This window comes from Ruminococcus sporogenes, assembly GCF_054655175.1.
In genome coordinates, this window is sequence record NZ_BAAHOA010000002.1 from 290,992 (window position 1) to 303,282 (window position 12,291).

The 12,291-nt window shown below is 34.1% G+C and carries 9 protein-coding genes; 1 reads left to right on the forward strand and 8 read right to left on the reverse strand.

From position 1 onward, the window contains the following. Nucleotides 1–2: 2 nt before the first annotated feature. The 6 genes from ACYQ0N_RS07855 to ACYQ0N_RS07880 are packed head-to-tail and all read right to left on the reverse strand — an operon-like array spanning nt 3 to nt 7,663. Nucleotides 3–851 carry a prepilin-type N-terminal cleavage/methylation domain-containing protein gene (locus ACYQ0N_RS07855; protein WP_177533058.1) on the reverse strand — a complete coding sequence of 283 codons (849 nt, stop codon included), beginning with the start codon at nt 849–851 and terminating at the stop codon, nt 3–5. 1 nt (nt 852) lies between these two features. Beyond that, complete coding sequence (locus ACYQ0N_RS07860; protein ID WP_177533059.1) at nt 853–1,266, reverse strand: prepilin-type N-terminal cleavage/methylation domain-containing protein; 414 nt, start codon at nt 1,264–1,266, stop codon at nt 853–855. Between the two features lie 22 nt (nt 1,267–1,288). Then, nucleotides 1,289–4,132 carry a hypothetical protein gene (locus tag ACYQ0N_RS07865; protein ID WP_460162376.1) on the reverse strand — a complete coding sequence of 948 codons (2,844 nt, stop codon included), beginning with the start codon at nt 4,130–4,132 and terminating at the stop codon, nt 1,289–1,291. A 35-nt stretch (nt 4,133–4,167) separates the two neighbouring features. Then, nucleotides 4,168–4,887: a type II secretion system protein GspM gene (gene gspM / locus ACYQ0N_RS07870; RefSeq protein WP_177533061.1), complete on the reverse strand. Its 720-nt coding sequence runs from the start codon at nt 4,885–4,887 to the stop codon at nt 4,168–4,170. Nucleotides 4,888–4,899: 12 nt separating this feature from the next. After that, the gene (gene pilM / locus ACYQ0N_RS07875; protein ID WP_460162377.1) at nt 4,900–6,450 is read right to left on the reverse strand and encodes a type IV pilus biogenesis protein PilM; all 1,551 of its coding nucleotides are present in this window, start codon (nt 6,448–6,450) and stop codon (nt 4,900–4,902) included. A gap of 19 nt (nt 6,451–6,469) precedes the next feature. Continuing rightward, nucleotides 6,470–7,663 carry a type II secretion system F family protein gene (locus tag ACYQ0N_RS07880; protein WP_460162378.1) on the reverse strand — a complete coding sequence of 398 codons (1,194 nt, stop codon included), beginning with the start codon at nt 7,661–7,663 and terminating at the stop codon, nt 6,470–6,472. Nucleotides 7,664–7,765: 102 nt separating this feature from the next. On the opposite strand from ACYQ0N_RS07880, the gene ACYQ0N_RS07885 reads away from it, so the two are divergent. After that, complete coding sequence (locus ACYQ0N_RS07885; protein WP_177532998.1) at nt 7,766–7,960, forward strand: hypothetical protein; 195 nt, start codon at nt 7,766–7,768, stop codon at nt 7,958–7,960. Between the two features lie 143 nt (nt 7,961–8,103). On the opposite strand, the gene ACYQ0N_RS07890 is transcribed toward ACYQ0N_RS07885, so the two are convergent. Together ACYQ0N_RS07890 and ACYQ0N_RS07895 are read right to left on the reverse strand one after the other, a co-directional pair. After that, nucleotides 8,104–8,817, reverse strand: coding sequence for a metal ABC transporter ATP-binding protein (locus ACYQ0N_RS07890; protein ID WP_177533064.1), 714 nt, complete (start codon nt 8,815–8,817; stop codon nt 8,104–8,106). A 123-nt stretch (nt 8,818–8,940) separates the two neighbouring features. Further along, on the reverse strand, nt 8,941–12,093 hold the full coding sequence (locus tag ACYQ0N_RS07895) for a glycoside hydrolase family 9 protein (RefSeq protein ID WP_460162379.1): 3,153 nt from the start codon (nt 12,091–12,093) through the stop codon (nt 8,941–8,943). Nucleotides 12,094–12,291: the final 198 nt, after the last annotated feature.

Genomic DNA, 12,291 nt, shown 5'->3' on the forward strand with positions numbered 1-12,291 from the left:
TTTTATCTTATTATTTCCGGAACGGTATAAATAAAATAGTATTTATAATCTTCATCAGGAAACGGATTTTCAATTGTTACAAGTCTTGAAACATGTTCGTTAAAAACAGTAGTACCATCTGATCTTTCACCGGTCTTCACATCAAGATTACGTTCAAGATTAACCATATACAATGCTGATGTTATATCATGGGAAGATGATGAATTAAGCAAAATGTCGTCAAAATATTTTCCGTCATTATCTGTTTTATTTCTTATTTTAAATATATCAATTAGTATTTCTCTTGAGGGTGTGTTTAAACCTGAATAAACACCCGATACACTGTCTCCGAAATTAATATTAAATGAATATTTATTGTAATAATCAGAACTTGCCTCCGATTCTTTACTTAATAAACCCGTGGCTAAATCTGCCTTATAAATAATGATTTTGCCCATAACACCCGGGGTAAAAATATCACCGTTATCAATTTCCATAACATAAACATTTTCAGGCGAGGAATATGGGAAGTACAAATCATTAAAATAATTTAAAATAGGCTGATCAGTTTTATGAGTCGGAAGATTTGAATCAGTAACTGAATCATAGAGCACAAGATCATAGCTGTCCTTTTTAATACTGCTGAAATCATTATATCCTACACAATTAAATAATCTGTTTGCGTAACGCAGATTATCTTCGATATATCTCCGGATATTATCAGCGTCAGCGCTGGATTTTTCAAGTTCCGCAGTATTATTGAAAAGTTTCATAGCCGGTTTTATCATAGCCATTGCGCCGACAGCTATACCTGTAAAAATCGCCATAACTATAATAAGCTCAATAAGTGTAAAACCTTTAAGCTTTTTCATTTTACGGTACCTCCTCAACAATCGGTCTTGTAACGGGAAGAGGATTGCCGTCTTTATCTGTATTAGGATCTGCGATATCAAAATATTTAAAATCACCGCCGTCTTCATAATAACTGCTGCTGTCATTTGTTAAATATTGCTTGCCTATGACCTTATATTTTTTACCGCCTATACTTAAAATCATAGAAGTTTCCTCATTAGTACCGTCTGCCATAGTAATTGGAATGCCATTTTTAAGCTCCGCGTCTGGAGTTTCATTTGAAATCTTTTTATTTAAGCGATTTGTCTTACGCATTATTGTACAAATACCGGCACAAGCAGACGCAAGAAGAGCGGAGATTATTGTAAAAACTGCAAGAGCTACAAGGACTTCAACAAGCGTCATACCATTATAGCTTCTTTTTATTTTCTTCATTCCTTGGCTCCCCTCCTTAATTTTAATAGCACTGATAATACAGACAATCAGGATTGCCTAAATATGAACCGCCGCCGTCTTCCTCATTCAGCGCATTAGGATTAACATAAGCAAAAGCACATGCTGTGCCAAAGCTGACGTCCTTAAAAACAATACCGCCGATAAGGGCCAGATTGGAATAGGAATTTTTTAATTCAGATGTATAATCAAATGTCTTAGAGCCGCCTTCAGCAGAAAACTTTGATGTAGGCGCCATTATATAACCGGATAGTACGGACTTATTGTCAAGATTAAAAACTGCTGTATTTGATTTATCATATTCCATATAAAAAGTAATTCCCGGTATTTTATCCTGAACGTCAGGATTCTGAATTATATCAAAATAATCCATTTCGTTGTATGTTTTAGTCAAAATACTGCCATTAGTATAAAATCCGCAGTTCTTAGGAATTAAAAAATTAACCTTTTTTGTACCTCCTGAATCATCTACGACAATAGCTGTTTGGTTTTGCATATTATATATATTGAAATTATCAAGTTTAATATATATGTTAGAAGAAGCAGGTTTTATAGAAATTTGTTTCCATTGCAAATATCCGGTAAAAGTACATGACGAGGTTATTTCAACAGAATCTTCTGAATTATAAACAGTCCCGTCGCTGCACTCAATTGTACTGCCATTGAAAGTATAAATAAGTGAGGACGTTTCACCGATATGGTCAAAAGCTTTATCAACCTCAAGCTTAGCTTCAAGTTCAACCTTAGAAATTGGAACCTTATTTCCGGGAATATCCTCATATTCCGTTTGTTCCAAAAAACTGTCGTCAACAAAATCAGGAGGAGAACCGTTTATTTGATCCCTTTTCATTGTATCCGGAAACACGGCAGTATTTACAACTGATTTGAGAAAATCAGCATACTGGGAAACATAATCATATGTACCTATTTCAATATAAGGCGCTTTAGTTCTGTCCAATTCGTTTCCCTCGTCAAACGGCGTTTTAAATTCAGCTTTAGATATTTTAAGCTTTAAAACGCCATTTGTATCAGCATATTTTTCTAATTTAACTGACTTATCAATATCATCAATATAAATTATATCTTCATTATTACTGAACGCATAATCATTTACATTTTTCAAAAATTCAAGGTTACCGGAATTATCTATGTCATATATATCTGTATTTAAGTTAATGGATTTTATATATATGCTGTTATTATAAGGAGTAGTTTCGTTTCCGACATATTTGATTCGTATAGTAAATCTATCATTGTTTCTCATTCTATAAGCCCAATCAAAATTAAAGGTTACTTTTCCTTGGGATCCTGAAATCTCCTTAGATTGATTAAAATATGGGCTGTCAATAAACCATCCGTCAACCTCAAGCTTATTAATAGAAGTTCCCGACGGAGCCTCCCATTCAATTTCTAAAGATCTTGGTATAATATCCATATCAGAATTATATGAAGGTATTGCGGCAGTCAAATCATAATTAATAAAATGATCGCTATCGCTTGGCTGCCATAATTGATTGACTTCAACTGAAATCGGTAAACTATTAATAATTGATTTAGCTTTATTAAACTGAATATTGTTTACAGATATATTTTCTTCACATGTAAAATTATCCGGATCTGTAAACAGACCGTTATAAAACATATAACTTCCGCCGTTGTAGTCCTTTTGAAGATTAACCGTGTTAGCCACAGAAGCTCCGTAAACCTGAAAAACTCCCTTATGATTTAAATTTAAAGTATCTGCAATTACATTATTTCCGGATTGACCGTTTTCACCTGTTATATTGAGTGTTCCTAATGAATAAATATTACCGCCTGTATATGAAGTACCAGATCTGTTATCCTGTTTATTAACAGCGTCTCCTGACCATTTTTGAACACCGGCCGATAAACCGCTTAAATTAAGATTTGACGCAGATGATTGTGAATAAAGATATAAATCTCCATATATTCTATCTGACACATTACTTGAACCAAAACCATCAATAGTATCAGCCATTACAATAACCGGATTAGTAATTGATCCTATCTCCTGTAAATTTGCGTTGAATTCTATTTTATCTCTTACATAAAGATAAGGCAACTGTATATAATTTACTTTATCCGTTAAATCCGAGCGAACTATATTTCCTGAATTCACAAACTGTAAGCTGCCGTTTACAAACGCTCCTTCCTCCTGCTTGGATAGTAGAATATGAGCATTAAAAGCGTTTATAGTTAAATTGCCGTTAATATTTGCAGGACTTTGAAGTAAAGCATTTGTATTTCTAATATTAATATCATGAGGATAGCTTGAACCGGTACTAGTTCCTCCTAAAACGGATAAATTATCAAGCGTGTTTACACTGTTATCTCCAAGAGAAACTAACGCATAATCAAAAGGAGATCCGCTTTCGATTTTATCTGCAATAAAATATCCGGCTAATGTATTTTCCTGTCCTATCATTTTTACTGTGGCAGAAATTTTATACATATTTTTATCTGTATTATAGCCGTATTCCATACCCTTTCCAAGAAGTGTTACAGTAGGTTTACCAACTATTTTACCCATTGAGGAGTCAGAATTAGGCAGTGTAACATCTATTTCCTTGCTATCGCCCTTATTAGTTAAGGAGGCAAATTGATTTGCAAAGCTTTCGTTCTGATTCATTGCTTCCCATATACTGTCAATAACCGATCGGGCAGTATACTGAGTTTGATTATTCGCATACGAATTAAAGGCGCGCCTGTTTGCCGATGAAGCAAGAGCCAAAGCAGCAAAAATAAATACAGTCATAATCATCATAACGGCAACAACAGTATATAAAACCGAACCCTTAGCTTTATGCTTGCCAGCATCTTTTAACATAATATCACCGCCTTCAATTACAGAACTTTTTAATCTTAATCAATACTGCTGTTTATTTCTTCTCCTATTTCAAGATCAGAAATCATTTCTGCATAATAAACGTCTATGGTCATATCCCCTGTTAATACTGATGAAGGATCGGTATTATAGGAATTGTTGCCAATAGTTAATGATTTTATTTCGATTGTTTTACCGGATTCCTTAATATCCTGCATAAATTGTAAAAGTCCTGACCTTGTGGCATAGTAATCAATAGTAACCGTTCCGCATGGAAGACTTTGCTCTTGACTTTCATCGGTATTTACATCCTCAGTTTGATCTTCAATATCGGTGGAATTAAGATTTGCAGATTGACCAATTGAATAGTCAAGAGATTCATAATTTATGGAATACGGCGTAAGGGTTATTACTGAAGGATCGCTATATGAAGCATTAGTATTTATATAAACCCCATTTTTATTAAAATATTCCTGAATAAATTTTTCAAGAGTATAAGCTCTTTTTAAATCCACAAATAAATTTCCAAGCTCAACAGATTCGTTATATTTCTTCTGAACTCTTTCTTTTATGGTATCCACTTGATTTATTTTATTTTCAATTTCATTCCATTGAGACTGAGCATTATTTAAGGAATCCTCTGCGGCAGAAATATCTTTAAATTTAGGTTTTATGAGGAGCATAAATCCTATAACCAAAATCATAATTATAAGGACGATAAGTATAATTATTCTATCGCGATAGCTAAGCTTTTGCATATGTTTTCACCTCTAACCTTCTGTATTGGTTTCAGTAGGAACTTCTATAGGTTCAAGAGGAATTTGTATTTCATAATTTACAACCTTTCCGCTTGTTTCATTATATGAAATATTATAACCATTGTATATTACGTCTGCAAATTCACTGTGAGTCAGAAGCTTTTCTACAATAAGCGCCGGAAGACTTTGTGAAGGATCACTGTCAGCCGCAGTTCTGATACTTAATATAACAGTATAATTTTCATATCTAAATTCGGTAATCTGCGCCCATAAATTAAGCTCATGAGCCGCGTTGATCATTTCATTTTCTATAATATCCATATATTCCTGTGAAATAGCCGGATGAGTTTTAAATGCGTCAGCAGCAATACTGATATTTTTTCTATATTCGTTAATTTTTTCTTCCTGTTTTTCAAGAGTATCAAATAACTGCATTTTTTTAATAGTTTCTTGACTATTAATTTTTGATTCAACACTATTTAAATCGTCTTTAACTGAATTATATTTAATGTTTAATCCAAAATATATCCCGCCTATAACAGCAATAGTAATACCAAGTATAGAAGTTAGCATTACTGAATAAGAAGCATCGGATTTTATCTTTTTCTTATGATCTGTATCAGTTTCAAGCAAATTTATTCTTTCAGTAAGTTTATTTCTTTTATATAATGCGCCTACGGCGTTTGCATATAAAGCAAAATCTATATTTTCACAACCGCTTACCTGAGAAGGAGTTGGTATGAAACTTACATTGAGATCCATTTGTTCTGTAGCTGACTTAATATCATCAATATTTTTTAAATCGCCGTAAAATATTACATTTTCAATTTGTAAATCCGAGCTGCGTGTTTTCTGGAATTGCAGCATTCTGAATATATTTTCATTAACTGCCTGAGTCATATAATCAGAAGCAAAGCCATAATCGGATGGATCAATATTAGTAAACCTTGAAAATGCAAGTTTAGAATCATCATAAAGATTAATACTTAGAAAATTATTATCAAGCTGAACTGTTAATAGAGGCATTTTTAAACATGATTTAACATCAGATAAAATTACTTTTGAAATACAATTACATCCAATTATTACAGATTTCAGAGAAATGGATAAAATCGCAAATAATCTTTTATAGTTTTCTACCATATCATATGGGCATGCGGTAGCCAGAACTTTTTCAATTATCTTTCCCTTTTCATTTTTATCCTCAACTTCTCCAACGATCAAATAAGAAACGCTATAAGTATCATCGATTCCAAGCTGAGCCTGCATTTCTGCCTTGACCATTTTAAGAAAATGCTGTCCTTTGGCTTTAGGAATATCAAGCTCTTTAAATATAGTAAGATTTGATGATATACTAACTATGGCGCTCTTTTCTTTTATTTTTTTGCTTTTTAGTATATCTCCTATAATAGACGCCAAACCTGTTACGTCAACAATATTGCCATTCTCAATAGACTTTTCTGGAATATCTATCGAAAATGCGTCATATATTTTTATTTTTCCGCTGCTTTCAAAGCCTCTTACAATTCTTATAATTTTATCAGTTATATCAAAGGAAAGCATATGCATTCCTCCTTTTCAATTATGTAATATTATCAAATGATGAATATAACGCCGGTAAAACAGAAGCAACTATCAACCCTACCATTATACCTAATATAATGATCATCATAGGTTCAAGCATTGCTACTAATCGCTGAACAGCCGTGTCAGATTCTTCTTCATAGTAATCAGACGTCTTTGTTAAGATATCATCCAATGCTCCTGATTCTTCTCCAACATATATAATTGAGCAAAACATTGAGTCAAAAATTCCAGTTCTCTGAATAGCGGAAGACAATGACGCACCTTGTTTAACCTCGTCAATCACCGTTTCAAATTTCAGATCTATGTAGCTGTTTCCAAGTATAGCAGAGGCTCTTTCAAGACATTCAACCATTGGGATCCCACTTGAATAAAGAGAAGATAGAGTTCTGGCAAATCTTGCTGTATAAATAGTTACTATAAGCTTCCCGAATCCGGGACCTGTTAGCAATAACTTATCAAATTTTAACCTAAATGAAGGTACTTTTAAAATATATCTAATTAAAAATATTAAAATAATGACTATTCCCAGCATTATATACCAGCGTTGTGTAAGAAAATCACTTATAGCAAGCATTCCTTTAGTAAGCGTGGGCATTGTTGAGGGATCTTCAAACATATCAATAAAAGTCGGCATTATAAAGGTAAACATTCCTAATACAATTACAATAGATAAAACAAGCAGTATCATCGGATACATCATTGCGCTTTTAATAGTGTTGTTCATCTTATTCTCTTTTGCATAATGATCAGACATTCGCTGCATAATAATATCGAGCGATCCGCTGGATTCGCCTGCATTAATCATTGATATCAGAAACTGAGGAAATGTACCAGAATGAAGCTCTAATGCTGATGAAAAAGATTCTCCCTTTTGAACATTTTCATAAATATCCTGCCAAACGATTTTGGCGGATTCTGAAGGCTGTTCACGAGCCAAAATGTCAAGCGCTTTTACAAGAGTAAGACCTGAAGAAAGCATAGCGCTGAGCTGACGGCAATTGAATGCTAAATCTTTAGTTTTAAACTTTTTTACTGATTTTTTACGTTTAACGTAAGATTGACTATAATTAGTACAATATAAGCCTTTTTGATGGATTTTATCCAAAAAATCCTTTTCATTTTCCGCATCAAGATTTCCTTTAACAGATTTACCGTAGGAATCCTTAGCAGTATAACTATAATTAGGCATTTAAACGCCTCCTAAAGTTGTTTTACAATATTCTAATTCAAAATCAAAATTGTTGAATATAATCATTAATTATATGCAATAATATTTAAAGAGGTGATAGAATTGGAAAAAGATTATATAAACTGCGGTGAAATGCCGCTTGGACTCGGAATGGCATTGGCAAAAAATCTACCTGCAATGGAAAAATTTTCATTAATGCCGTCGAATGACAAAGAAAATTTTATAAAGGGATGTAAAGGTGTTAATTCAAAAGAAGAAATGCAAGATTATGTAAATTCCCTAATATCATCTATGTAAAACCGGATGGAATTAATTCCATCCTAAAACTTATTTCAATAAAATTACCTTATATAAATAATACTACACTTTTGTTCATTTGTCAATATAGCTGCCACTTATTATAATTATTACGTAAATTTTTATCAAGTTTTCACAAATAATTAATCATTTTTATTATGATAAAATGTTTTTACAGCATCACTTTTTAAATAATCATTTGAGCTGCCAAAAAAAACTTGATTTTTATTTATATGCAAAATTTTGTTAGCATATTTACAGGCGCTATTAATATCATGTGAAATCATAATTATAGTTATTTTGAAATTTTTATTTATGTCAAATATTATATTATACATATCATTTGAAGCAGACGGATCGAGTCCCGTAACCGGTTCGTCAAGCAGCAAAACCTTTTTGGCAGAACACAATGCTCTTGCAAGTAATACTCTCTGCTGCTGACCACCAGATAGTTCTCTGTAACAATTATTTTTCAAATGTTCAACGCCAAGTTTTTTCATATTATCTAAAGCATGCATTTTATCTAATTTATTATAAAACGGAAATCCTCTTTTCTTATTTAAGGTTCCGGAAATCACTACTTCAAATACACTGGCAGGGAAATCACGCTGCATCTGGGTTTGCTGAGGTAAATATCCAATTTCATTTTTTCCTAATTCATCAGATAAATTAATTTCTCCTATTGAAGGAGCTTTTAAGCCTAATAATCCTTTCATTAATGTACTTTTTCCTGCGCCGTTTTCTCCCACTATGCATAAATAATCTCCAGTATATAAAGAAAAATTAATATTTTCGACAACAACTGTGTTATCATAAGAAAAGCATACATTCTTGCAAATTATTAGCGGTTTATTCATTTTATTTACTCCATTTAAAATCACAACATTTTTAATACTCTATCGTTTTAGTATAATACAAGGATTTTAAAAAATCAAGTATTTTGAAAAAAAAAGGGCGGTTAAAACCGCCCTTTTTAAGAATTATTGAGGTCCCAATTTTTCATATGTAATTACCATTGCAATGTAATTCATAAGAGTTAAACTATCGTTTGTATTTATATAATCATCATATACAACGTTAGCATTAATTAAGCCTTGTTTTGTAACAGGATTTGCTTCTTTTCCAATTAAGTACATATTCAAAGCAACAACGTCTGCAATATTTACATAACTATCAACGTTAACATCGCCCCAGTGAGTATCTGCAGGAATTTCATCTGTTGAAATAGTTTCATCAGTACCACTTGTCGGATCGTCTGTTGATACAGGCTTTACTGTAACATTAACTGTAGCAGTCTTATCGCCATAAGTAACCGTTATTGTTGTAGTTCCTTCAGAAACGCCTGTAACAGTACCGTCATTATTTACAGTTGCTATTGATTCATCATTTGATTTAAAATCAGCATCAACATGTTCGCCGTTAACCGTTGCTTCAATAGTATCTTCCGCACCGACTTCAACTGTAACATTCTTAGGATTTACTACAAGTCCATCCGAAGTAACATTTGCTTCATCCTGAAGGAATGAAACAACCCATGCGAAAGGAGCATTCCAGTTAATTGTTACCTCATTTACTGACCAAGCCTCAATTGAATCAACATAACAACGCTGTGGAGCTAATGTTCCTCTCTCATATCCAAGACCGCCTATATACGGATCCTGCATACCTGAACCAGGACCACCTGACATAATACCATCCGGCGCTTCCGGGAAAGTAGGATCAAGCTCATTTGACCAATATCTGTGATGTGGTCTGATAAGGTGATATGAACCATAACCGGTAACATATGAGAATGAAAGCGGATTACGTCCGAGAATATAGTCCATAGCAGTTACTACACCATTAAGATATTTTGTATCTTCAGTAGCATCATAAGCATATGCCATTATGATAGCATTGTTGATTACAAATGAATTTGAACCCCATTCATAACCTGTTATCTTAATATCAGGACCAATGTTTACCGGATCTTCAAAGGTAGCGCTCTTATATGGTATACCATATCCCTGCTCATCTTCAGTTTTAATATAATCATCTGCTGCTGCAGTAAGCGAAGACTTGATTTCGCCAAGTTCATCTGCGCTTATGCCATTATTGTTCAAAAGAAGTGTAAGTGAGCCTAAGCTTGCAGTATTTCCCCAGTTAAACGAACCATATGAACCGTTATTCTCACCGCCTTCAAGTGACTTAACAACCTGGAAAGCTTCTGAATAGCCCTTAATATCATCGTAATATGTAGAATCGCCTGTTGTAGCATAAAGCTCGCAAGCTGCCCAATAAGCGTCATCCTTAACATTTGTATCACCGTAAGCGCCACCGCCGATAGCCTGATCAAGAGGAGCATAGAGCGATGTTTTATTTGTTGCTTCAGCAGGAGTATATTCATAGAAATTCTTTTTATAAGCCTCATAACTCTTCTTAGCTGCATCCAGACATGTCTTAGCATATGCAGGATCTATGTCTTCCCACAAACGAGCTGCCTGAGCCGCACATGCAACAAAGTTCAGGGTAGCTGCAAATGACGGCGGTTTAACAATACGAGTTGTTCCCCATGTTGACTCATAATCATTTGGACGAACAGCAAGTCCTGTCCACTTATGATCGTGAAGCTTATGATAAACAAGACCTTCATATTTGCCCCAATAAGGATCAGAAGAGCTAACAACCATCTTCATCATCCAGTCAAGTTCAACCTTTGTTTCATCAAGAATATCGGGAACGTCGTTATTTGTTTCCGGTACTACTACTGTACCCGAACCGTTAGCAAATTTTTCAGAATTTCCTTCAGCAACAGCTCTTTCATATATATTTTGTAAAGTCCAAACTGAAATACCGCCGTTAACAACATATTTACCATGGTCGCCAGCGTCATACCAACCGCCTGTGCCGTCAATCTTATATGTCATATCACCCTTAGGATCTGTAGTAAAATCACCGTTATAGGATTTTTCCCATTTTGACTGAACCCAAGCACTGTCAGGGTTATGTCCCATTACATGAGCTAATGAAGACTTTTCATCATCGCGTGAAGTAATATATGCTGTTTCAATATTAATGCCTGAACGATTCTGATAATAATAGTTCATAGCGTTTGTAAGCATATCATGACCTTCAACACTATAAATATTATCGCCTATTTCAAATGGAAAACTTACATAATCACCGCATTTAAGGGAATATGTTCCAGGAGTATTATAATCTGAAAAATCAAGAATATGAACATTATCTCCTGAATCCTCGTCCTTACCCTTAGGAGTTGTTTTACCGGTATAAACAGTTTCGCCGTTTTCATTAACCAGTTCAAAATCAAGCGCCGTATCAGGCAATGTTATTTTTGTATCGTCTTCGTCAGCGCCGGCATTATCACCAAGCGTTGCTTTTTTATCAAGATTTGTAAAATAACCAACCTGATTTACGGATATAAAGTTATTTTCTAAATTGCTGTTGTCACGCGAAATAACTCCAAAGTTATCTGACGGATCCCAGTTACAAGTTCCTTCTGCATATCCGTCCGGACAAGTCGTACATTCAAGAGTCATATTATCAAATGTCAGCGTTGTTCCTTCCGGAAAACAATCCTGCGGCTGATATTCGCCTGACCCGCCGTAATGGAAAGCCCATTCTGCAACATCTATACTTTCATTAGCTGTAAACTCTGAATCAAATACATTTTTACCTGCGTTTATCTGTACATTATTCCACTCATTTCCGCCTGTACCCATTCCGCAGTTGTTATGCCATACAACAGTTGACTCGCCGTCAAGAGTAGCAATATGTGTTGCCATTTCACCTGCTGTTGAAGCGGTTACTTCCCAGTGAATTTTGTATGTATGTCCTTTTTGAATCCTTAATTTTCTATGACGGAACTGAAGATCCCATCTTGATTCGCCGCCTCTGCTTGAACCGCCTGGATTTTCAATAGTTACAGTATAACCGCCGTTTTCAATTTTAAAAGTTTGTTTTGCCGGTTGAGTTTCGCAAGTATGCCATGGCAGACCTTTCTTATTAAACTCAGTCTCACCGACACACAAACCAGCAGAAACGCTCATTGGAACAACAGTCGCAACTGTTGTAGTAAGCATTGCAGCAGCCATAAGACTTGCTGTAACCACTTTAGCAATTCTCTTGTGCATTGTTATTACCCTCCCAAAAAAATAAAAAAATCGTTTAGCACAGCGTGCTTTGCTTTGTTCGGTTCGATTTTTGTACAAATCAAACTAAACATATAAAAAACAGCAAAATTTAGTTACATGCTGTTATTTTTCCAAAAACTTTGTTCAATATGACCTGTTTGTCACATTTCACACAACCATTTTTCGTATTAATTATAA

What these genes read in the sequence shown, in the direction of transcription:
- ACYQ0N_RS07855 (WP_177533058.1), bottom strand. Translation starts at nt 851, where the DNA reads ATGAAAAAGCTTAAAGGTTTTACACTTATTGAGCTTATTATAGTTATG.
- ACYQ0N_RS07860 (WP_177533059.1), bottom strand. Translation starts at nt 1,266, where the DNA reads ATGAAGAAAATAAAAAGAAGCTATAATGGTATGACGCTTGTTGAAGTC.
- ACYQ0N_RS07865 (WP_460162376.1), bottom strand. Translation starts at nt 4,132, where the DNA reads ATGTTAAAAGATGCTGGCAAGCATAAAGCTAAGGGTTCGGTTTTATAT.
- gspM (WP_177533061.1), bottom strand. Translation starts at nt 4,887, where the DNA reads ATGCAAAAGCTTAGCTATCGCGATAGAATAATTATACTTATCGTCCTT.
- pilM (WP_460162377.1), bottom strand. Translation starts at nt 6,450, where the DNA reads ATGCTTTCCTTTGATATAACTGATAAAATTATAAGAATTGTAAGAGGC.
- ACYQ0N_RS07880 (WP_460162378.1), bottom strand. Translation starts at nt 7,663, where the DNA reads ATGCCTAATTATAGTTATACTGCTAAGGATTCCTACGGTAAATCTGTT.
- ACYQ0N_RS07890 (WP_177533064.1), bottom strand. Translation starts at nt 8,817, where the DNA reads ATGAATAAACCGCTAATAATTTGCAAGAATGTATGCTTTTCTTATGAT.
- ACYQ0N_RS07895 (WP_460162379.1), bottom strand. Translation starts at nt 12,093, where the DNA reads ATGCACAAGAGAATTGCTAAAGTGGTTACAGCAAGTCTTATGGCTGCT.